This window comes from Azotobacter armeniacus (genome assembly GCF_054779355.1).
The window spans coordinates 40,846-60,699 of the sequence record NZ_BAAGYK010000112.1 but is presented as its reverse complement, the minus strand read 5'-3'; the positions used below and the strand labels follow the sequence as shown (position 1 = coordinate 60,699).

Below are 19,854 nucleotides of genomic sequence, written 5' to 3'. Positions count from 1 at the left end.
GCGAAGGTGCCCTGGGCGTAGCCGGTCAGCGCGGCGAGCATCTGCCCGGTCTGGTTGTTGTCGCTGTCGATGGCCTGCTTGCCGGTGATGACCAGCTGCGGCTGCTCCTTGTCGACCACGGCCTTGAGCAGCTTGGCCACGGCCAGGGAGCCGAGTTCCTCGTCACTCTCGATCAGAATGGCGCGGTCGGCGCCGAGGGCCAGGGCGGTGCGCAGCTGCTCCTGGGCCTGGGCCGGGCCGACGGACACGGCCACAATCTCGGTGGCGATGCCTTTCTCCTTCAGCCGCACCGCCTCTTCCACGGCGATCTCGCAGAACGGGTTCATCGACATCTTGACGTTGGCCAGGTCGACGCCGGAGTGGTCCGCCTTGACGCGAACCTTGACGTTGTAGTCGACCACTCGTTTGACAGCTACAAGAACCTTCATGGATTCCTCGTTACTCTCCGGTAGATGAAATGTCGCCAAGGCAAGCTATGGCCTGTGGTTGACGGCCGGAGCCGACGTCAGCCCCCTGCGGCGAGCGTAAAACGGCCGTATCTTGACCGCAGGCCACCTCCCGGTCAACCAAGACCGGCCCGGCTTTCCGGGGCTCCACCAGCCGCCTCCGGGGCAGTGCGCCCCCGTCTTTGCATTGGTCCGACCGGAGAGGTCGGATATATAATGGTCGACCCTCACCAGGGAACATGCGAAGAGAGCCCCGAGCAGGAGATAGTTTGTGGAACGCGAATACATGGAATTCGACGTCGTCATCGTCGGCGCCGGTCCGGCAGGCCTGTCCGCCGCCTGTCGGCTGAAACAGCAGGCCGCCGAGGCTGGTCAGGAGATCAGCGTGTGCGTGGTCGAGAAGGGTTCCGAAGTCGGCGCCCACATCCTCTCCGGTGCCGTCTTCGAGCCGAGGGCCCTGAACGAGCTTTTCCCCAACTGGAAGGAGCTAGGCGCCCCGCTGAACACCCCGGTCAAGCGCGACGATATCTACCTGTTCAAGAGCGCCGAGAAGGCCACCAAGCTGCCCAACTTCCTCGTGCCCAAGACCATGCACAACGAGGGCAACTACATCATCTCCCTGGGCAACCTGTGCCGCTGGCTGGCCCAGCAGGCCGAAGCCATGGGCGTCGAGATCTACCCGGGCTTCGCCGCCCAGGAAGCGCTGATCGACGACAGCGGCGTGGTGCGTGGCATCATCACCGGCGACCTGGGACTCGACCGCGAAGGCAAGCCTAAGGACGGCTACTATACCCCTGGCATGGAGCTGCGCGGCAAATACACCCTGTTCGCCGAAGGCTGCCGCGGCCACATCGGCAAGCAGCTGATCGCCCGCTACCAGCTGGACAACGAGGCCGACGCCCAGCACTACGCCATCGGCATTAAGGAAATCTGGGACATCGACCCGGCCCGCCATGAGCAGGGCCTGGTGGTGCACACCGCCGGCTGGCCGCTGGATGACGAGAACCCCGGCGGCTCCTTCCTCTATCACCTGGAGAACTGCCAGGTGGTGGTCGGCCTGATCGTCGACCTGTCCTACAGCAACCCCTTCCTGTCGCCCTTCGACGAGTTCCAGCGCTACAAGCACCACCCGGTGATCGCCCAGTACCTGGAAGGCGGCAAGCGGGTGTCCTACGGCGCCCGCGCCATCTCCAAAGGCGGCCTGAATTCGCTGCCGAAGATGGTCTTCCCCGGTGGCGCGCTGATCGGCTGCAATCTGGGCACCCTGAACTTCGCCAAGATCAAAGGCAGCCACACCGCGATGAAGTCCGGCATGCTGGCTGCCGACGCCATCCTCGCCACCCTCGCCGGCGGCAGCCAGGGCGGCGACGAGCTGAGCGGCTACGTCGAGTCGTTCAAGTCCAGTTGGCTGTATGACGAACTGTTCTGCAGCCGCAACTTCGGCACTGCCATCCATAAGTTCGGCGCGCTGGCGGGCGGGGCCTTCAACTTCATCGACCAGAACCTGTTCGGCGGCAAGATCCCGCTCACCCTGCACGACAACAAGCCGGACCACAGCTGCCTGAAGCTGGCCTCCGAGTCGAAGCGGATCGACTATCCGAAGCCGGACGGCAAGCTCAGTTTCGACAAGCTCAGCTCAGTATTCCTCTCCAACACCAACCACGAAGAAGACCAACCCTGCCATCTGAAGCTGGCCGACCCGAGCATCCCGATCACCCGCAACCTGCCGCTGTACGACGAGCCGGCGCAGCGCTACTGCCCGGCCAGCGTCTACGAGGTGGTGAGCCAGAACGACGGTAGCCCGCGCTTCCAGATCAACGCGCAGAACTGCGTGCACTGCAAGACCTGCGACATCAAGGACCCGGCCCAGAACATCACCTGGGTAGCCCCGGAAGGTGCCGGCGGACCGAACTATCCCAACATGTAAGCGACGCCCCATGAGGCTCCTTCGGGAGCCTCATGCTTTTCCGCTCTCTAGGTGTTGACGTAAGCCCAGCGTTAGAACCTTGCTTTTGCCATGACCGACAGAAGCCAACTGAACAATAACGATTGGGCACGTATACAGAACCTGCTGAGTGCCACAAAGGGCATTCGGCTTACCAGAACCCTCAGCTGCCACCGGTTCGTCGAAGCGGTGCTCTGGATACTTCGCAGCGGCGCTCAGTGGCGGATGCTTCCCCGCTGCCCCGGCTCATGGAACAGTGTCTTCAAGCATTTTGCCCGCTGGTGCAGGCTCGGCATCTGGGACAAGCGCCTGTCAGCGCTGGTTCGTGAAGCTGATTTCCAATACGTCTGTATCGACAGTTCGGTCATTCGCACCCGGCTGGAGCGGCCCACAGCGGTGCTTCGAACGAGGCACTTGGGGTGGTTCGCGGGGACAAGATCCATGCGCTGACCGATGCACTGGGCTACCGATTCGTTTCATCCTGACGGGAGGCCAGGCGGCTGACACTAGCCTTTTTAAAGTAATGTCATGCTGCTGCATATCGGCAGTCCGGGTGGCGAAAAAACGATTTCACCAACTCCGGCAACTTCTGGATCCTGCGCAGCGCACCCAGTGCCAACCTCTTCATTTCCTCCCGGTTCTGCACCAGACGCCTGGACACACTGCGCTTGACGTGCCCCCAGACCTGTTCATCCGGGTTCAGCTACGGAGAGTACGGGGGCAGATAGAAGAGTTTCAGGCGCCCCGCCTGTTCTTCGACAAACGCCCTGACCAGCCTAGCCTTGTGAACCGGATGGCCATCGACGATCACGAAGACCGGTTGCTCGGCACCGATCAGCAGGCGCTTGAGAAACTCGCGGAACACGCTGGCCGTCACCGTTCCATCGTGCAGCATGAAGCGGAACTCGCCGCGCGTCCCAACCGCCGACAGCCTGTTCAGCGAGAAGCGCCGGCCGGTCATCACCTCGACCACCGGCGTTTGCCCCTGCGGTGCCCAGGTCGTGCCGGCATGGTAGTCGGAGCGCATGCCCGACTCGTCCGCATAGTAGATCCTCGCCCCCGCCGCACGGGCCTCGGCCCGAATCGCCGGATAGGTCTCGCTTTCCCACTGGCCCACCAACGCCGCATCCTGCTGCTAGGCGCGATGCAACGGTTTCTGCGCGGTGAAGCCGAGCAGCTTCATGATCCGGCTCACCGCGGACAGCGACAGCGTCTTGCCGAACTGGCGACGGATCAGTTCGGCGATCAGCGACAAGGTCCACAGGCCGAACTCGAAGCGGTATTGCAGCGGCGAGTGGTCCCGAACGGCCTGTGCCAGCCAGCGCATTTCCTCGGCACTGATCCTGGGGGGGGGCGTCCGGGAATCGGCTTGGCGAGCAGGGCGTTCTGTCCGCCAGTGGCGAAGTCGGACAGCCATCGAAAGACGCTGCGGATATTGACGCCGAAAGCGGACGCCACGCTTTGGACGGTCTGCCCTTCGCGGACAGCCTTGATCGCCTGCTGGCGCATGACCTGTAGAGAATGGTGGTCGATTGCCCGGCCATCGGAGTTTCGTTTGCACTTCATTGGCGTACTGTCTCTTGATATGACAATACTTTCAATAAAATTAGTATCACCCATGCAATCCCGTTCATGGAGGAGATCAGCACGTCGGCGCTGTTCAGCAAGCTGAAGCACTATCGTCGGATCGTTACACGCGTTGAGAAAAAAGCCTGCCATTTCAAGGCAATGCTGGCCTTCGCTGCTGTTGTGCTGTGATTACGCTGATACGTCAACAGCCTAAAACAGGACTTCGCCGAAGCCCTTTCCCGGTTCAGTCCTGCGGCCCAAGGGGGAAGAAGGTGCCGTGGCTCCACACGCCCAGCCAGCTGCGCCCGTCGATCTGCCGCGGCTGCCCCAGTTCGACCAGTTGGTAGAAGATGTTGCGGTGGATCAGCGCCTCCAGGTTGGCGCGCACGTGCAGGTAGGGCGCGGGCTCCTGGCTCTGGGGATCGAGCGCGACCCGCAGCAGGTGCTCGGCACTAGCCTCGACCTCGTCCCCAACCTGGGTGGTGAAGCGCAGTACCTGGGCTTCGCCGGTCCCCTCGACGCTCAGTGCGACCGCCACAAAGGGTGCGCCGTCGACCCGGATGCCGACCTTCTCCACCGGGGTCACCAGGAAGTACTGGTCGCCGTCGCGCCGCAGGATACCGGAAAACAGCCGCACCAGAGCCTTGCGCCCGATCGGGGTGCCCATGTAGAACCAGCTGCCATCCCGCGCGATGCGCATGTCGATGTCGCCGCAGAAGGGCGGGTTCCAAAGGTGTACAGGGGGCGGTCCCTTCCGGCCGCTCTCGGGAATCTGTGCCAACAGGTCGTCGGCCTTGCGTGGATCGCTCATAGCCTTTCCTCAGCCGGGGGGGACAGTCACTCGAAGTCGAATATGATGCCTGACAACACGATTGCAAGGAGCAAGCCCATGCATGCCATCCACGACGAATTTCCGCAGCTGGCCGGGCTGCGCTACCTCAACCATGCGGCCGTCGCCCCCTGGCCCAAGCGGGCCGGCAAGGCGGTGGCGGCCTTCGCCGAGCAGAACGTACACATCGGTGCACGGGACTATCCCCAGTGGCTGGGCATCGAGCGACGCCTGCGCGAACGCTTGATGCGCCTGCTCAACGCGCCCACGACGGCGGATATAGCGCTGGTCAAGAACACCTCGGAGGCGCTGTCCTTCGTTGCCTTCGGTCTGGACTGGCAGCCCGGCGATCGGATCGTCATCAGCGACGAGGAATTTCCCTCCAACCGCATCGTCTGGGAGGCGCTCAAGCCACAGGGGGTCGAGGTCGTGACGGTCGGCCTCAAGGGAGCCGATCCGGAAGCCGACCTGCTGGCCGCCTGCGACCCGCGCACGCGCCTGCTGTCGATCAGTGCCGTGCAGTATGCCAGCGGCCTGCGCCTGGACCTGGAACGGCTCGGCCAGGGCTGCCGGCCGCTCGGCGTGCTGCTCTGCGTCGATGCCATCCAGCAGCTCGGTGCCCTGCCCTTCGACGTGCGCGCCTGCGACTGTGCCTTCGCCATGGCCGACGGGCACAAGTGGATGCTCGGCCCGGAGGGGCTCGGGGTGTTCTACTGCCGCAGCGATTTGCGCGAACGGCTCAAGCTGCACGAGTACGGCTGGCACATGCTGGAGAATGCCGGTGACTATGACCGCCTGGAGTGGGAGCCGGCGCGTACTGCCCGGCGCTTCGAATGCGGCAGCCCGAACATGCTCGGTGCCGTGGCGCTGGAAAGCAGCCTGTCGCTGCTGGAACAGGTGGGCATGGTCAACGTCGCCCAAGGCCTGCACGAGCGGATGACCTGCCTCGAGGAAGGCCTCCGGCAGACCCCCGGCGTGCGTCTGCACAGCCCGAGCGATCCCGAGCGGCGTGCCGGCATCCTGACCTTCGCGCTGGATGGTTGGGACAACCGGCAGCTGTTCGAGCGCCTCAAGCACGAGCAGATCGTCTGCGCCCAGCGTGGCAGCGGAATCCGCCTGTCGCCGCATTTCTACACGCCGACCACAGTGCTCGACGAAACCCTGGCGATCCTGCGCCAGCTAGCATCCAGCCAGGTACTCAACAGCGGCGAAGGTATTCCAAAACCGTTTAAAAAATGAACAGCTCGTACTGGACTAGAGCCGATCCGAGGCGATACTTCCCCTACTGACATGGCATTTCCCCCGATGCCAAGCCAGCCGAAGACATCCAAGGAACGTGTGTCTTCGCTTACTCCTAATGTTTTTGACCCGGTTTCCTCCCCCAGACTCCGGGTTTTTTTTGCGCGGCAGAGTGCTCAGCGCCCGACCCGGGCCAGCGGAAACAGCCGCCGGAAGTTGTCGGTGGTCTGCTCGGCCAGAGCTTCGAAGGGGACTCCGCGCAGCTCGGCGAGAAACTCCGCCACCTCACGGACATATTGCGGCAGGTTGGGCTTGCCGCGGTGGGGGACCGGGGCCAGGTAGGGGGCGTCGGTCTCCACCAGCAGACGGTCCGCCGGCATCCGCCGGGCCACCTCGCGCAAGGCCTCGGCATTGCGGAAGGTGATGATACCGGACAGCGAGATGTAGAAGCCGAGATCCAGCGCCGCCCGGGCCATTTCCCAGTCCTCGGTAAAGCAATGCAGCACGCCGGCCTGTGGCAGGGCAGCCTCGCGCAGCAGCTGCAGGGTATCGTCACGCGCCGCGCGGGTGTGCACGACGAGCGGCTTGTCAGTGATGCGCGCCGCCTCCAGATGCAGACGGAAGGCCTGCTGCTGCAGGACGGCGGCTTCCGGCTGGTAGTGATAGTCCAGACCAGTCTCGCCGATGGCGACCACCCGCGGATGGGCGAGCTCGCCGAGCAGCCAGTCGAGGGCGGGCACGGCATCGGGCTCGACGTCCAGCGGGTGCACCCCGACCGAGCAGTCCACGTCGGCATGACGCTCGGCCAGCGCCTTCACCACGGCTGCGTTGTCCGCGCTCACGCCGATGCACAGGAAATGCCCGACGCCCCGGGCACGGGCTGCGTCCAGTGCGGCGTCCAGGGAACCGCCATGGGCGCCGAGATCGAGACGATCGAGGTGACAGTGGGAGTCGATCAGCATGGGGTTACATCGTATGGGTGGGGCGGTCCGACTTCAGGGCGCCGGCCAGATAGGTTTCGATCTTGTTGCGCGCCGCATTGTCGCCATCGCCGAACTGCACGCCGACCCCGGCGGCGCGATTGCCCTGGGCGCCGGATGGGGTGATCCAGACGACCTTGCCAGCCACCGGGATCTTTTCCGGCTCGTCCATCAGGCTGAGCAACAGGAAGATTTCGTCACCGAGCTTGTAGCTCTTGTTGGTAAGGATGAACAGGCCGCCATTCTTGAGAAAAGGCATATAGGAGGCGTAGAGGAGTGACTTGTCCTTGATCGACAGGGGCAGGATGCCATTACGCGATCCCAGACCAGATGGCATGCTCATGCAGATTTCCCGACGGCTGACTCAGGCGCCGATTCTAGCCCGGCCCGGGCAAGCTTGCCCACTGCACGAGCAGCGCCTCGAGAAGCAGGGCACGGTTAAGATTGGCTTTGGCGAGGACCTTCTGGCGCTGCACCAACAGCCAGTCCTGCATGGCCAGCACCCGGGACTGGGCACTCTTCTCCGCCAGGTAGCGGACGACCCTGGCCATGTCGCCCAGGCCCAGGCCCTGCTCGTCGGCGGTCAGCTGATAACGCAGGATCAGCAGGCTCCAGTCGCAGAACCAGTCGAACAGCAGCAGCAGCGGCACGCCGTTCCAGGTCTCGGCCAGCTGGCTGGCGCCGGCCTGCTGCTTGAGCAGCTGTTTCACCCCTTCCACCACCCGCGCGCGCTGCTCACGGACACCCTCGCCGTGCAGACGCAAGGCGGAAAGCGGCGACCCGCCGGCCAGGACGAGCAGCTCGGCCAGTTCCTCGTCGGTCCGCTCCGGCAAGGCCCCGCGCAGCCAGGCCAGGCTGTCGGCGGCGCCCGGCAGCGGGCAGACCTGCTGCACGCAGCGGCTCCTGATGGTCGGCAGCAGACGGCTGGACTGGTGGCTGATCAGCAACAGCACGCTCTCCCCGGAAGGCTCCTCAAGGCTCTTCAGCAGGGCATTGGCAGCATTCAGGTTCATCGCCTCGGCCGGTTCCAGCAGGACGACCTTGCGTCCGCCGAGCTGCGCCGTCTGCACGACGAACTCCACCAGCTCGCGCACCTGATCGACGCGAATCGCCTTGTCCGCCTCCTCCGGCTCCAGCAGGAAATGGTCCGGATGGCTGCCGGCCTGTAGCAGGCGGCAGGACTTGCACTGGCCACAGGCTTCCAGGCCGGCCGGGCTCTGGCACAGCAGACGAGCCGCCAGGCGCTCGGCCAGCGCCCGCTTGCCGATGCCGGCCGGACCATGCAGCAGATAGGCATGGGCGTGCCGGCTGCGCCCGGCCAACCGCTGCCAGAGCGCCTGCTGCCAGAGGTAGACCTCAGGCACCACGCGGCTCCAGCAGCTGCGGGAGCAAAGCATCCAGGCTGCGCTGGACGTCCGCCAGGGGCCGTCCCGCATCCACCACCCGATAACGCGCCGGATTGCTCGCAGCCCGGCGCAGGTAGGCCTGGCGCACTGCCTCGAAGAAGGCGCGGCCCTCCTGTTCGAAACGGTCCAGACGGCCGCGGGCAGCGGCGCGGGCCAGGCCCACCTCGACCGGCAGGTCGAAGACCAGGGTCAGGTCGGGACGCAGGTCACCCTGCACGAAGTCTTCCAGAATCGCAATGCGCGCCTCGGGTACGCCGCGGCCGCCGCCCTGGTAGGCGTAGGAGGCATCGGTGAAGCGGTCGCAGAGCACCACGGCGCCGCGCGCCAGCGCCGGACGGATTACTCCGGCCAGATGCTGGGCGCGGGCGGCAAAAACCAGCAGCAACTCGGTGTCGAGCGCCATCGGCTCGCTGCTGGGTGCCAGCAGCAGTTCGCGGATGCTCTCGGCCAATGGCGTTCCGCCCGGCTCACGAGTCAGCACCACCTCGCAGCCGCACGCCCGCAGGCCTTCGGCGAGGTATTCGCGATTGGTGCTCTTGCCAGCTCCCTCCGGACCTTCGAGGGTAATGAACAGGCCGTTCACGGGTTTTCCTCACCGTCCTGCTGCCCGGAGCGCCCCAGCGCCTCGGGCGATGGACTGGAGCGATAATCCGCGCGCCGCTTGAGCTGGTATTCGCGAACCGCCTGATTGTGGGCCTCGAGGGTTTCGGAGAAGACATGGCTGCCGTCGCCGCGAGCGACGAAATACAGCTCGCGGCCGTCCGCCGGGTGCAGCGCCGCATGGATCGCCTCACGCCCGGGCAGGGCGATGGGAGTTGGCGGCAGGCCGGGCTGGACATAGGTGTTATAGGGGGTCGCCGCGAGCAGATCGGCGCGTCCGAGCTTGCCGTTGTAGCGCTCGCCCAGGCCATAAATGACCGTGGGGTCGGTCTGCAGCAGCATGCCCTGCTCCAGCCGGCGCACGAACACCCCGGCGATCTGCATGCGTTCGCGGGGAACGCCGGTTTCCTTCTCGATGATCGAGGCCATGATCAGTGCCTGGTAGGGGGTTTCATAGGGCAGGTTCGGCGACCGTTCGGCCCATTCTTCGGCGAGCACCTGCTGTAGCCGCCCATGGGCCTGCTTGAGCAGCTCGAAATCGCTCATGCCGCGCACATAGCGGTAGGTATCGGGAAAGAAGCGCCCTTCGGGATGGACCTCCGGTTGGCCGAGCCGGGCCATCAGCTCGGCGTCGGAAACCCCCTTCAGGGACTGCTCCAGCTTATTCGCCCGGGCCAGCGCGGCCCGCACCTGGCGGAAGTTCCAACCTTCGACCAGGGTAAGGTTGTACTGCACCACCTCGCCACGCTGCCAGAGGCTGAGCAACTCGACGGCGGTCATGCCCGGCGCCAAGCGATACTCGCCGCTGCGCAGGCTCTGCTCGGACAGATTGAAGCGCCAGTACAGGCGCAGCCAGAAGCTCCTGCGCAGCAGACCGTCGTCCTGCAGACGATTGAGCAGACCGCCAGGCGTGGCACCGGCCGGCACCTCCAACAGGCGCTCTTCTGTGAGCATCAGGGGCTGTTCGAGTGCGGACTTCTGCTGCCAGACGGCAAACGACAAAGCCAGCCCTCCCAGCAACAGGCCGCTTTCCAGCAGCAGCAGCCATTTTCGCATCACGTATCAAGAATCCAGTAGCTTGCGGATGAGGTTCTGCAGTTTACGGGTGAGCGTGCCGACCGGCCAGTCATGTCCTTCGAACCCACGCACAGGCCAGATGCCGTAGAGGCTGTTGCAGAGAAATACTTCGTCCGCCGCCAGCAATTCGGCAAAAGCAATATCGCGCACCTGTACGGGGATACCCGTGCGCTCTGCCTGGGCGAGGATTTCCGCACGCATTACCCCGGCAACGCCGCAGCGGGACAGGTCGGCGGTCAGAAGGAGGCCATCCTTGACCAGGAACAGATTGCTGAAAACACCCTCGATCACCCGGCCGGACAGATCGCGCAACAGCCCCTCGGCATGCTCGGCGTCCTGCCACTCGGCGCGGGCGAGCACCTGCTCCAGGCGATTGAGATGCTTGAGCCCGGCCAGCAGGGGCTGCTCGGCCAGACGGGTGCGACAGGGATGGAGCCGTACGCCCTGCTCGGCATTGGCTGGCGGATAATGCGGTAGCGGGCTGCCCAGGAGAATGCGCCGCGGCTGCAGTGGCTGAAAGACCGTGTACCCGCGCAGGCCGTCGCCACGGGTCAACAGCAGTTTGGCCACGCCATCCCCCAGCACGGCCGAGAAGGCCAGCAACTCGGCGCGGATCAGTGGCAGGTCGCCAGGGATGGCCAGTCGGGTACAGCCCTCAGCCAGACGCGCCAGATGCCGCTCCAGCAGAAGTGGCTGCCCCCGGCGCACGGCAATGGTCTCGAACAGACCGTCGCCGTAGGCCAGCCCGCGGTCGGCTAGAGGCAGCGACTCGCCAGGCTGGCCATCGATCCAGCAGGGCATCAGCCAGCGAACCGGCGGAACACCAACGTACCGTTGGTACCGCCGAAACCGAAGGAGTTGGAAAGCACCACGTCAATCGGCAGGCTCCTGGCCTCATGGGCGACGAAGTCCAGATCGCAGCCCAGGTCGGGCTCCTCCAGATTGATGGTCGGCGGAGCGACTTGATCGCGGATCGCCAGCACGCTGAAGATCGCCTCGACCGCACCGGCGGCGCCCAGCAGGTGGCCGGTCATGGACTTGGTCGAGCTGACCGACAGCCGGTAGGCGCTCTCGCCGAAAACCGACTTGAGCGCCGCCACCTCGGCCAGATCGCCCGCCGGAGTCGAGGTGCCATGGGCATTGATGTACTGCACCTGGCCGATGTTCAGGCCGGCATCGCGCAGGGCGTTGTGCATGCATCGGGCCGCGCCGGCGCCATTCTCCGGCGGCGAAGTCATGTGGAAGGCATCGCCGCTCATGCCGAAACCGACCAGCTCGGCGTAGATATTCGCTCCCCGCGCCCTGGCGTGCTCCAGCTCTTCCAGCACCAGTGCGCCGGCACCGTCGGAGAGCACGAAGCCGTCGCGTCCCTTGTCCCAGGGACGGCTGGCACCCGTCGGATCGTCGTTGCGGGTAGACAGCGCCCGGGCGGCACCGAAACCACCGATGCCCAAGCCACAGGCCGCCATTTCGGCGCCACCGGCGACCATCGCCTCGGCCTCGCCGTAGGCGATGTTGCGCGCGGCCATGCCGATGCAATGGGTGCCGGTGGTACAGGCCGTGGCCAGGGCATAGTTCGGCCCCTGGAGACCCAGATGGATCGACAGGAAGCCGGAAATCATGTTGATGATCGAGCCCGGCACGAAGAACGGTGAGATCCGCCGCGGCCCCTGCTCGATGAGGGACTTGCAGTTGTTTTCAATATTGGTGAGACCGCCAATGCCGGAGCCCATCGCCACGCCGATGCGCTCGCGGTTGGCATCGGTGATTTCCAGGCCGGAATCGCGCACGGCCTGGAAGCTGGCAGCCAGACCGTACTGGATGAACAAGTCGAGCTTGCGGGCCTCCTTGAGCGACAGGTATTGCTCCACGTCGAACCCTTTCACCGAACCACCGAAACGGGTGGAATAGGCAGAAAGATCCATGTGCTCGATCGGAGCAATGCCACTGCGACCAGCCAGGACCCCCTGCCAACTGCTCGGTACATCAGTACCCAGCGGCGACAACATCCCCAGTCCAGTGACCACGACGCGTCTACGTGACAAAGCAATCTCCTCTTTCTTCGTTACTGCGCAAGCGGGGCCGGTAACCTGCCTGCAGGCGATAAGCGGCGCCCATGCGAGCACATACCCCACAGCCACCCTTGCGAACCGGGCAGAGCCAGCATGTATCAGGTAAAACTTTTTGTTATTTCTATTAAAGAAAAGCCGCACGCCTTTTGGGCAGTGCGGCTTATCCGAGTAGGGAGTCGACGATTACTTATTGCGCGTTGGCATTGATGTAATCGATGGCTTCCTGAACAGTGGTGATTTTCTCGGCCTGTTCGTCCGGAATCTCGGTCTCGAATTCCTCTTCGAGAGCCATCACCAGCTCAACGGTGTCAAGAGAGTCGGCGCCCAAGTCTTCGACAAAGGAAGCGCTGTTGGTGACTTCCTCTTCTTTGACGCCAAGTTGCTCAGCAACGATTTTCTTGACGCGTTCTTCGATGGTGCTCATACCTTATTTTCACTCCTATGGACAAACCAGGCAGATGGTAATGCGAGTAAGTTTATAGAAAGGGATTTCAGCTTTTCAAGCTGAAGCCATGCTCCTCCGGACTGCCCCGACGATCTGCCTTTTCCACTTTGGCAGCTCGATGCAGATTTCGGATTGCTCTTTGACTGCTGCCCTGAGGCGCTCGTCACATTAACTCATGTACATTCCACTTAACTCATGTACATTCCACCGTTAACCGGAATGGTAGCTCCGGTGACATAGGATGCACCATCGGAGGCAAGGAAGGCGACAACCTGGGCGATTTCCTCGGCCTGGCCCAGGCGGCCCAGCGGGATCTGGCCCAACAGCGCATTGCGCTGCGCTTCAGGTAGCTCGCGAGTCATGTCGGTATCGATGAAGCCGGGTGCAACCGAATTGACGGTGATCCCCCGCGAACCGACCTCGCGGGCCAGGGCACGGCTGAATCCTTCCAGCCCCGCCTTGGCCGCAGCATAGTTGACTTGGCCGGCGTTGCCCATGGCTCCCACCACCGAGCCGATATTGATGATCCGCCCCCAGCGGGCCTTGGTCATGCCGCGCAGGACCGCCTTGGACAGGCGATAGAGGCTGGTGAGGTTGGTGTTGATGACATCATGCCATTCCTCATCCTTCATCCGCAGCATCAGGTTGTCGCGGGTGATGCCGGCATTGTTGACCAGGATCGCCGGCTGCCCCAGATGCTGCTGGATGTGCTCCAAGGTCGTGGCGACGGACTCGTCGCTGGATACATCCAGCACTAGACCGGCTCCCTCAATGCCGTTGCTCTTCAGGGACTCGGCGATGCTCTCGGCACCGGCCGAGGAAGTGGCGGTGCCGATCACCACCGCGCCCTGCCGGCCCAGTTCCAACGCGATAGCCTGACCGATGCCACGGCTGGCGCCGGTCACCAGCGCCACTTTGCCTTGCAGACTCATTGTCGTCTCCTTGTTCAGGCCAGCGCAGCACGGGCAGCGGCGAAGGCCTCGGGGGTATCCAGGTTGTGGGTATTAATGCCCTTGACGCAGCGCCTGTTTAATCCAGAGAGCACCTTGCCTGGGCCGCATTCGACCAGATCGATGACGCCCTGGCCGGCCAGGCAGACCATTGACTCGACCCAGCGCACCGGGCTGTAGAGCTGCGCCAGCAGATCACGCTTGAGGGTATCCAGATCGCTCACCACGGCGGCGCTGGCATTCTGTACCAGTGGAATACGCGGCGCCTGCCAGGCGATCGCTTCCATCGCCTCGGCAAAGCGCTCCGCCGCCGGACGCATTAGTGCGCAGTGCGACGGCACGCTGACCGGCAAGGCCATGGCACGCTTGGCGCCGCGCGCTTTGCAGGCCTCGATAGCACGCCCGACCGCTGCAGCGGAACCGGCAATCACCACCTGACCCGGCGCATTGAAGTTCACTGCACTGACCACCTCACCCTGCTCGGCCTCGGCGCAGGCCGCCAGCACATCGGCGTCGTCCAAGCCAAGAATCGCCGCCATGCCACCCAAACCAGCGGGCACAGCCTGCTGCATCAGTTGCCCTCGATACTCAACCAATTTTACCGCATCGACAAAGGGCAGGCTGCCAGCGGCTACCAGTGCGGAATACTCGCCAAGGCTGTGTCCCGCGACGAAGGCCGGCAGCGCCCCACCCTCGGCCTGCCAGAGCCGCCACAGGGCAATCGAGGCGGCCAGGATCGCCGGCTGGGTCCTGTCGGTCTGATTGAGTAGCTCTTCTGACCCCTGCTGGACCAGCGCCCAGAGATCATAGCCGAGGGATTCGGAAGCCTCGGCAAAGGTAGTGCCGATCAGCGGGTGCTGGGCACCCTGCTCGGCCAGCATGCCGAGCGACTGCGAACCCTGGCCGGGAAAGACGAATGCGGGCAAAACAGACATATGAACAGATCCCTGATGATCTTTCTTCGGGAGGCGCCCAGCCGGGCCGGACGCGTGTTAATCAGTTGGATGACAGGCCATTGGATGCAGTCACATCAGCGCCCCGTCAACAGCGCTTCCAGACGGTTATGCAGATGTTGCGGCAAGTTCTCGCGAATTTCCGTCTGCGCACAGAGAATCGCGCTGCGAAACTCCTCGGTGCCTGCCGCACCATGGCTTTTCACCACGATCCCCTGCAACCCCAAGAAACTGGCGCCGTTGTGTCGAGCCGGCGCCAGGCGAGCCTGCAATCGGCGCAAGAATGGCAAAGCCAGGACACCGACCAGCCGCGAGGCGAGGCTGTGCCTGAACTGCGCCTTGACCTCTCCGGCGATCATGGCGGCGAGCCCTTCGCTGGCCTTCAGCAGGATGTTGCCAACGAAACCGTCGCAGACCACCACATCGGCTTCTCCCCGATAGAGACCATCACCTTCGATGAAGCCGACGTAATTAATTCCTCTGGCCTGCTGCAGCAGGACGGCTGCCTGCTTGACCTGCTGATTGCCCTTGACCTCCTCGGTACCGACGTTCAGCAGCGCTATCCGTGGGCGTTCCACGCCGAGCGTTTCCACGGCAATCGACCCCATCACGGCGAACTGATATAGATGTTCGGCGCTACAATCCATGTTGGCGCCCAGATCAAGTAGATGACAGATGCCCTGCTCGGTGGGGAGAGCCGCGAACATCGCTGGCCGGTCGATGCCCGGCAGGGTCTTCAGCACATGTCGGGATAGCGCCATCAGGGCGCCCGTGTTGCCAGCGCTGACACAGGCCTGGACCCGCCCCTCGCGCAGCAAATCCAGGGCCACACGCATGGAGGAGTCCGCCTTGCTGCGCAGCGTATGAGCCGGACGCTCATCCATAGCAATCACGTCCCTAGCATGTACGATGCTCAGGCGCGCATGATCGACCCGGGGATGACGGGCAATCAACTCTTCGAGAAGGGAAGCCTGGCCAACGAGGACCAGATGCAGCGAAGGAATCTCGGCCAGACAGGCAAGACAGGCCGGAACAATACAGCGGGGACCGGAGTCCCCACTCATTGCATCGACAGCGATGAGCGAAGCGGACAAGAGTTACTCGTCGGAGCCCTTGTCGATCACCTTGCGACCACGGTAGAAACCGTCCGGGGACACGTGGTGACGCAGATGCACTTCACCGGTGCTCTTCTCGACGGACAGAGCGTTCGCCTCAAGCGCATCATGGGAGCGGCGCATATCACGCGCGGAACGGGATTTTTTGTTCTGCTGAACAGCCATAACTGATTAACTCCTAAACGTTTGGGTCACGCTTTAACTGCGCCAGTACGCTGAACGGGTTGGACCGCGATACCTCGTCCTCGCTCGGTTCGGGCTCTTCGAGCCCGGCCGGCGGCTGGCAAACATCAGGGTCATGGAGCGGAACGATGGGCAAGGCAAGCAGCAGCTCGTCTTCGACCAGCGCCAGCAAATCCAAGGGATCTTCTCCAACCTCCAGCACGTCATAGTCCTTGGGCAGCGACTGAGTGTTCGCCCCCTCCTTGACCACCGCGTAATGGCATTCGCTGTGGATCGGCAGGGCGACCTGCTCCAGGCAACGCTGGCAAACCATCTTGACCTCGACATCGAGCTCGCTGTGGATGACCACAGTCTTGCGCTCGTCGCGCTCAAAATGGAGTTTCGCGTGCACCACCCCCGAAGCGTCGGCAAGCGGATCACAAAGACGCGACAAGCTTGCCAGCGACAGCTCGCCCTCAAGGGTCGAGCTGCGATCAGCCAGCTTGCGTGGATCAACGTGAGGTGGAATCGGCCCATTCAACATAGGGGCCGCATTCTATGGATGGGCCGGAGCGGTGTCAAAGGGAATTCAGCCCTGTCCGCCGATCGGCGGCCCCGCTAGAATCGTGCCACCCTGCCAGGAGAATGCCATGCTGCCTCTCGTGCTCGCCTCCAGCTCCATCTATCGTCGCGAACTACTAAGCCGCCTGCGACTGCCCTTCACTTGGGCCTCACCGTCCATCGACGAAACATCCCGCCCCGGAGAGGGCGCCGACAGCCTGGTCAGGCGCCTGGCTGCCGAAAAGGCCAAAGCCCCTGCCAAAGAGTACCCGCAACACCTAATCATCGGCTCGGACCAAGTCGCCGTACTAAACGGACAGATCCTCGGCAAACCTCACCGCCTGCCGCGTGCCCGCGCCCAACTGCAGAACGCCAGCGGCAATAGCGTGACCTTCCTGACCGGCCTGGCTCTGCTCAATACATCCACCGGAACACTACAGATCGACTGCATTCCCTTCAGAGTACACTTCCGCCACCTGGACGAAGCCCGAATCGAGCGCTACTTGGCAGCCGAACAACCCTTCGACTGCGCCGGGAGCTTCAAATCAGAAGGGCTCGGCGTGAGCCTGCTCCGCTCAACCGAGGGTGAAGACGCCACCAGCCTGATCGGCTTGCCACTGATCCGCCTGGTCGACATGCTGCTGGCCGAGGGCGTACAGATTCCCTGAACCGCCCCCCCCGAAAATAGGTCCGGCGCCAGGCCGGCTCCACGAATGCATCAGCGCAGGGCCGGAGCCTGCAAGCCCATCCATATCCCCAGACGCTCCGCCACACCAGCTCCCAGCTTCTTGGCGAAACGGCCCAGCGGCGTTTCCTGCACTGTAAAGTCGACCAGATTCTCCGCGCCGACTACTTCGCGAGCCACATGACTGGCACTGCCCAGCGCATCGACCAATCCCAGCTGCAAGGCCTGCTCACCAGACCAAACCAGGCCGGAAAACAGCTCAGGATAGTCCTTGTCCTTCAGACGCTCGCCGCGCCCCTGCTTGACACTATCGATGAACTGTCGATGAGTGACATCCAGCACCTCCCGCCAGAAACGAACCTCACCCTCCTTCTGCGGCTGGAACGGATCAAGGAAAGCCTTGTGCTCGCCAGCCGTGTAGACCCTGCGCTCGACCCCAAGCCGTTCCATTGCTTCAACGAAACCGAAGCTCGCCGCCGTTACCCCGATCGAGCCGACCAGGCTGGCCTTGTCTGCATAGATCGCGTCGGCGGCGCTGGCAATATAGTAGGCACCAGAGGCCCCGAGATCGGTTATCACCGCATAGAGCTTGATGTCAGGATGCACGGCGCGCAGCCGACGAACTTCATCATAGATGTAGCCGGACTGCACAGGACTGCCGCCAGGACTGTTGATGCGCAGCACTACAGCCTTGGTATGCTTATCCTTGAAAGCAGCCCGCAGACCGCCGACAACGTTGTCGGCACTGGCAATATCATCGTCGACGATCATCCCGCGCACCTCAACCAGCGCGGTGTGATCACTTGTGCGTGCCGCCCCCTTCAGGCTCAGCCCCGGAAAAAGCATAATCAGGAGAGCGAGCAGGTAGGCGAACCCCAGCAATTTGAAGAAGATGCCCCAACGGCGCGCCCGCCGCCGCTCTTCCACGGTGGCCAGCAAGGTCTTTTCCAGCAGCCTCCAGCTCTTCTCGTCACCGCCCTCCGGCGGCGCCTTCCATTCATTCGCCATGCCTACCCCTCAACAACGACATTCTGCGCTGGCCGGAGACCCAGCCAGGCGCACAACTCGCCAAAGTCATCGATAATCAAACGCGGCCCATGCAAGCGCAGCGTCTCGATGGGCTGCGCCCCATAGCTCACAGCCACAGCCTCCATCCTGGCATGTCGCGCCATTTGCAGATCGAAAGAGGAGTCCCCTACCATCAGGGCCTGCTCGGGCGACATCCGGCAGTGCGTGAGGATCTCGTGCAGCATCCGCGGATCCGGCTTGCTGGCGGTTTCGTCCGCACAGCGGCTGACATCGAAATACCCCTGCCAGCCACGCCCCGCCAGAACCCGGTCAAGCCCCTGGCGGGTCTTGCCGGTAGCCACCGCCAGACGGTACCCCGCCGCCCGAAATACCTCCAGCGCCTCGGCCACACCAGAGTACAGCGGCGACGGCTCGCTCTCCAAGGCCAGATAATGCTCGCTGTAAAGCCGACGGACTTGCTCCAATAGCCGGGCATCATGCAGATTTGGATAAAGCGTACGGATTGCTTCCGGCAATCCCAGGCCGATGATGCTTTTTATTGCCGCATCGCTGCGCGGCTCGAGATCACAAACCATCGCCGCGACCCGCATGGACTCGACGATGCGACCGATGGAGTCGACCAGCGTGCCATCCCAATCGAAGATCAACAGCCGATAATCAGTCACTCAAACGCTCCAGGGTCTGCGCCCACACTTCATCCACCTGAGCTTCCAGACGCAACTCGCCCCCCTCCGGCAACGGCACCGCCAGCGAGCAGGCGTGCAGAAACAGGCGCTTGCCTCCAAGCGCACGGATCTCGCGGCTGAAATCCTCGTCGCCATACTTGGCATCGCCAGCAATCGGATGCCCGACATGCCGGGCATGAACCCGGATCTGATGGGTCCGCCCGGTAATCGGCCTGACCTCCACCAGAGTGGCGAAATCGCCGAAACGCCGCAGCACGCGGAAGAGCGTCAGCGCCTCCCGCCCCTCCTCGTCGACCTCCACCATCCGCTCGCCGGAGCGCAGGGTATTCTTCTGCAACGGGGCACATACTTGCTTCCGGGCACTGGGCCAGGATCCGCGCACCAGCGCCAGATAGCGCTTGTCCACCCCATCGCCACGCAACGCCTCGTGCAGATGACGCAACATGCTGCGCTTCTTGGCAATCATCAACAAACCCGAGGTATCCCGGTCGAGCCGGTGGACCAATTCCAGCCCCTTGAGCTCCGGACGCAATTGGCGCAGCGCCTCGATCACGCCATGACTGAGTCCGCTACCGCCATGCACGGCGATGCCGACCGGCTTGTTCAACACGATCAGAGCTTTATCTTCGTGGAGAATGGCTGCCTCGAGCCGCTCGAGCAACCCCTGCGCCAGCGGGACCGGCTCGTCGCGTTCGGCCAAGCGTAGCGGCGGTACGCGCACCAAGTCGCCGGCCTGCAGCTTGTACTCGGGCTTGATCCGCCCCTTGTTCACCCGCACTTCACCTTTGCGGAGGATGCGGTAGATCAAGGTCTTTGGGGCGCCCTTGAGCTGGGCGCGGAGAAAATTATCGATTCGCTGGCCGGCCGTTTCCGGGCCGACCTCGAGCAACTGGACGCCAGAATTTGCATGGGAGGGATTTATCATTGCCGCATCATATCAATTTTCAGAGAATTGAAGCACTTATTAATAGCTGCTATAATCATGAATGCCGTCATTTATACGGCCAGGCCAGCGGATGGGCGTAAAATAGAACAGTCATCCCATCCCCATACTACCCGATCCAGGGCGTAAGGCCGTCCGACGGGACTTCACCCAAACATCGCG

General features: G+C 63.4%; 23 protein-coding genes and 1 pseudogene. 5 read left to right on the top strand and 19 right to left on the bottom strand.

Annotation, left to right across the window (positions count from 1 at the left end; all coding sequences use genetic code 11):
• A partial coding sequence (locus ACYVD0_RS15045; RefSeq protein WP_460427557.1) for an electron transfer flavoprotein subunit beta/FixA family protein occupies window positions 1-428 on the bottom strand: 428 nt, incomplete at its 3' end.
• A 289-nt stretch (window positions 429-717) separates the two neighbouring features.
• Here ACYVD0_RS15045 and ACYVD0_RS15040 point away from each other — a divergent pair.
• Window positions 718-2,373: an electron transfer flavoprotein-ubiquinone oxidoreductase gene (locus ACYVD0_RS15040; protein WP_460427556.1), complete on the top strand. Its 1,656-nt coding sequence runs from the start codon at window positions 718-720 to the stop codon at window positions 2,371-2,373.
• 90 nt (window positions 2,374-2,463) lie between these two features.
• Window positions 2,464-2,841: a transposase gene (locus ACYVD0_RS15035; protein ID WP_460427555.1), complete on the top strand. Its 378-nt coding sequence runs from the start codon at window positions 2,464-2,466 to the stop codon at window positions 2,839-2,841.
• A gap of 76 nt (window positions 2,842-2,917) precedes the next feature.
• Here the strand turns inward: ACYVD0_RS15035 and ACYVD0_RS15030 are convergent.
• Window positions 2,918-3,957, bottom strand: a pseudogene (locus tag ACYVD0_RS15030) (IS630 family transposase).
• A 66-nt stretch (window positions 3,958-4,023) separates the two neighbouring features.
• On the opposite strand from ACYVD0_RS15030, the gene ACYVD0_RS15025 reads away from it, so the two are divergent.
• Entirely contained in the window at window positions 4,024-4,149 is a 126-nt protein-coding gene (locus tag ACYVD0_RS15025) for a hypothetical protein (protein ID WP_460427554.1), read from the top strand.
• 55 nt (window positions 4,150-4,204) lie between these two features.
• Here the strand turns inward: ACYVD0_RS15025 and ACYVD0_RS15020 are convergent, their stop codons facing one another.
• Window positions 4,205-4,771: a DUF1285 domain-containing protein gene (locus ACYVD0_RS15020; protein ID WP_460427553.1), complete on the bottom strand. Its 567-nt coding sequence runs from the start codon at window positions 4,769-4,771 to the stop codon at window positions 4,205-4,207.
• A gap of 78 nt (window positions 4,772-4,849) precedes the next feature.
• On the opposite strand from ACYVD0_RS15020, the gene ACYVD0_RS15015 reads away from it, so the two are divergent.
• Entirely contained in the window at window positions 4,850-6,028 is a 1,179-nt protein-coding gene (locus tag ACYVD0_RS15015; RefSeq protein ID WP_460427552.1) for an aminotransferase class V-fold PLP-dependent enzyme, read from the top strand.
• Between the two features lie 176 nt (window positions 6,029-6,204).
• Here the strand turns inward: ACYVD0_RS15015 and ACYVD0_RS15010 are convergent, their stop codons facing one another.
• From ACYVD0_RS15010 to ACYVD0_RS14950, 13 genes are all read right to left on the bottom strand, one after another.
• Window positions 6,205-6,990: a TatD family hydrolase gene (locus tag ACYVD0_RS15010; RefSeq protein WP_460427551.1), complete on the bottom strand. Its 786-nt coding sequence runs from the start codon at window positions 6,988-6,990 to the stop codon at window positions 6,205-6,207.
• A gap of 4 nt (window positions 6,991-6,994) precedes the next feature.
• A complete protein-coding gene (locus tag ACYVD0_RS15005) occupies window positions 6,995-7,351 on the bottom strand; it encodes a PilZ domain-containing protein (protein WP_460427550.1) in 357 nt (118 codons plus the stop codon).
• 34 nt (window positions 7,352-7,385) lie between these two features.
• Window positions 7,386-8,405: a DNA polymerase III subunit delta' gene (locus ACYVD0_RS15000; RefSeq protein ID WP_460427549.1), complete on the bottom strand. Its 1,020-nt coding sequence runs from the start codon at window positions 8,403-8,405 to the stop codon at window positions 7,386-7,388.
• Complete coding sequence (gene tmk / locus ACYVD0_RS14995) at window positions 8,365-8,997, bottom strand: dTMP kinase (protein ID WP_460427548.1); 633 nt, start codon at window positions 8,995-8,997, stop codon at window positions 8,365-8,367. The genes ACYVD0_RS15000 and tmk overlap by 41 nt, the downstream gene beginning before the upstream one ends.
• Complete coding sequence (gene mltG, locus ACYVD0_RS14990; RefSeq protein WP_460427579.1) at window positions 8,994-10,070, bottom strand: endolytic transglycosylase MltG; 1,077 nt, start codon at window positions 10,068-10,070, stop codon at window positions 8,994-8,996. Before mltG ends, tmk begins: the two co-directional genes overlap by 4 nt.
• A gap of 6 nt (window positions 10,071-10,076) precedes the next feature.
• Complete coding sequence (gene pabC, locus ACYVD0_RS14985; RefSeq protein ID WP_460427547.1) at window positions 10,077-10,892, bottom strand: aminodeoxychorismate lyase; 816 nt, start codon at window positions 10,890-10,892, stop codon at window positions 10,077-10,079.
• Entirely contained in the window at window positions 10,892-12,136 is a 1,245-nt protein-coding gene (gene fabF, locus ACYVD0_RS14980) for a beta-ketoacyl-ACP synthase II (RefSeq protein ID WP_460427546.1), read from the bottom strand. The genes pabC and fabF overlap by 1 nt, the downstream gene beginning before the upstream one ends.
• A gap of 214 nt (window positions 12,137-12,350) precedes the next feature.
• Window positions 12,351-12,587: an acyl carrier protein gene (gene acpP, locus ACYVD0_RS14975; RefSeq protein WP_004422318.1), complete on the bottom strand. Its 237-nt coding sequence runs from the start codon at window positions 12,585-12,587 to the stop codon at window positions 12,351-12,353.
• A 209-nt stretch (window positions 12,588-12,796) separates the two neighbouring features.
• The gene (gene fabG / locus ACYVD0_RS14970; protein WP_460427545.1) at window positions 12,797-13,540 is read right to left on the bottom strand and encodes a 3-oxoacyl-ACP reductase family protein; all 744 of its coding nucleotides are present in this window, start codon (window positions 13,538-13,540) and stop codon (window positions 12,797-12,799) included.
• Between the two features lie 14 nt (window positions 13,541-13,554).
• Window positions 13,555-14,493 (bottom strand): ACP S-malonyltransferase, encoded by a 939-nt coding sequence (gene fabD / locus ACYVD0_RS14965; protein ID WP_460427544.1) that lies wholly within the window; start codon window positions 14,491-14,493, stop codon window positions 13,555-13,557.
• A gap of 95 nt (window positions 14,494-14,588) precedes the next feature.
• Window positions 14,589-15,605, bottom strand: a complete 1,017-nt coding sequence (gene plsX, locus ACYVD0_RS14960; protein WP_460427543.1) for a phosphate acyltransferase — start codon at window positions 15,603-15,605, stop codon at window positions 14,589-14,591.
• Between the two features lie 3 nt (window positions 15,606-15,608).
• Window positions 15,609-15,791: a 50S ribosomal protein L32 gene (gene rpmF / locus ACYVD0_RS14955; protein WP_007160601.1), complete on the bottom strand. Its 183-nt coding sequence runs from the start codon at window positions 15,789-15,791 to the stop codon at window positions 15,609-15,611.
• A 13-nt stretch (window positions 15,792-15,804) separates the two neighbouring features.
• A complete protein-coding gene (locus ACYVD0_RS14950) occupies window positions 15,805-16,332 on the bottom strand; it encodes a DUF177 domain-containing protein (RefSeq protein WP_460427542.1) in 528 nt (175 codons plus the stop codon).
• Between the two features lie 106 nt (window positions 16,333-16,438).
• Here ACYVD0_RS14950 and ACYVD0_RS14945 point away from each other — a divergent pair, with 106 nt between their 5' ends.
• Entirely contained in the window at window positions 16,439-17,017 is a 579-nt protein-coding gene (locus ACYVD0_RS14945) for a Maf family protein (protein WP_460427541.1), read from the top strand.
• 50 nt (window positions 17,018-17,067) lie between these two features.
• Here the strand turns inward: ACYVD0_RS14945 and ACYVD0_RS14940 are convergent, their stop codons facing one another.
• From ACYVD0_RS14940 to rluC, 3 genes are read right to left on the bottom strand one after another with little or no spacing between them, the layout of a single operon-like run.
• Window positions 17,068-18,042 carry a S49 family peptidase gene (locus ACYVD0_RS14940; RefSeq protein ID WP_460427540.1) on the bottom strand — a complete coding sequence of 325 codons (975 nt, stop codon included), beginning with the start codon at window positions 18,040-18,042 and terminating at the stop codon, window positions 17,068-17,070.
• 2 nt (window positions 18,043-18,044) lie between these two features.
• The gene (locus tag ACYVD0_RS14935) at window positions 18,045-18,728 is read right to left on the bottom strand and encodes an HAD family hydrolase (RefSeq protein ID WP_460427539.1); all 684 of its coding nucleotides are present in this window, start codon (window positions 18,726-18,728) and stop codon (window positions 18,045-18,047) included.
• Entirely contained in the window at window positions 18,721-19,674 is a 954-nt protein-coding gene (rluC, locus tag ACYVD0_RS14930; protein ID WP_460427538.1) for an RluA family pseudouridine synthase, read from the bottom strand. Before rluC ends, ACYVD0_RS14935 begins: the two co-directional genes overlap by 8 nt.
• Window positions 19,675-19,854: the final 180 nt, after the last annotated feature.

What these genes read in the sequence shown, in the direction of transcription:
- ACYVD0_RS15035 (WP_460427555.1), top strand. Translation starts at nt 2,464, where the DNA reads ATGACCGACAGAAGCCAACTGAACAATAACGATTGGGCACGTATACAG.
- ACYVD0_RS15025 (WP_460427554.1), top strand. Translation starts at nt 4,024, where the DNA reads ATGGAGGAGATCAGCACGTCGGCGCTGTTCAGCAAGCTGAAGCACTAT.
- ACYVD0_RS15020 (WP_460427553.1), bottom strand. Translation starts at nt 4,771, where the DNA reads ATGAGCGATCCACGCAAGGCCGACGACCTGTTGGCACAGATTCCCGAG.
- ACYVD0_RS15015 (WP_460427552.1), top strand. Translation starts at nt 4,850, where the DNA reads ATGCATGCCATCCACGACGAATTTCCGCAGCTGGCCGGGCTGCGCTAC.
- ACYVD0_RS15010 (WP_460427551.1), bottom strand. Translation starts at nt 6,990, where the DNA reads ATGCTGATCGACTCCCACTGTCACCTCGATCGTCTCGATCTCGGCGCC.
- ACYVD0_RS15005 (WP_460427550.1), bottom strand. Translation starts at nt 7,351, where the DNA reads ATGAGCATGCCATCTGGTCTGGGATCGCGTAATGGCATCCTGCCCCTG.
- ACYVD0_RS15000 (WP_460427549.1), bottom strand. Translation starts at nt 8,405, where the DNA reads ATGCTTTGCTCCCGCAGCTGCTGGAGCCGCGTGGTGCCTGAGGTCTAC.
- mltG (WP_460427579.1), bottom strand. Translation starts at nt 10,070, where the DNA reads ATGCGAAAATGGCTGCTGCTGCTGGAAAGCGGCCTGTTGCTGGGAGGG.
- pabC (WP_460427547.1), bottom strand. Translation starts at nt 10,892, where the DNA reads ATGCCCTGCTGGATCGATGGCCAGCCTGGCGAGTCGCTGCCTCTAGCC.
- acpP (WP_004422318.1), bottom strand. Translation starts at nt 12,587, where the DNA reads ATGAGCACCATCGAAGAACGCGTCAAGAAAATCGTTGCTGAGCAACTT.
- fabG (WP_460427545.1), bottom strand. Translation starts at nt 13,540, where the DNA reads ATGAGTCTGCAAGGCAAAGTGGCGCTGGTGACCGGCGCCAGCCGTGGC.
- fabD (WP_460427544.1), bottom strand. Translation starts at nt 14,493, where the DNA reads ATGTCTGTTTTGCCCGCATTCGTCTTTCCCGGCCAGGGTTCGCAGTCG.
- rpmF (WP_007160601.1), bottom strand. Translation starts at nt 15,791, where the DNA reads ATGGCTGTTCAGCAGAACAAAAAATCCCGTTCCGCGCGTGATATGCGC.
- ACYVD0_RS14950 (WP_460427542.1), bottom strand. Translation starts at nt 16,332, where the DNA reads ATGTTGAATGGGCCGATTCCACCTCACGTTGATCCACGCAAGCTGGCT.
- ACYVD0_RS14945 (WP_460427541.1), top strand. Translation starts at nt 16,439, where the DNA reads ATGCTGCCTCTCGTGCTCGCCTCCAGCTCCATCTATCGTCGCGAACTA.
- ACYVD0_RS14940 (WP_460427540.1), bottom strand. Translation starts at nt 18,042, where the DNA reads ATGGCGAATGAATGGAAGGCGCCGCCGGAGGGCGGTGACGAGAAGAGC.
- rluC (WP_460427538.1), bottom strand. Translation starts at nt 19,674, where the DNA reads ATGATAAATCCCTCCCATGCAAATTCTGGCGTCCAGTTGCTCGAGGTC.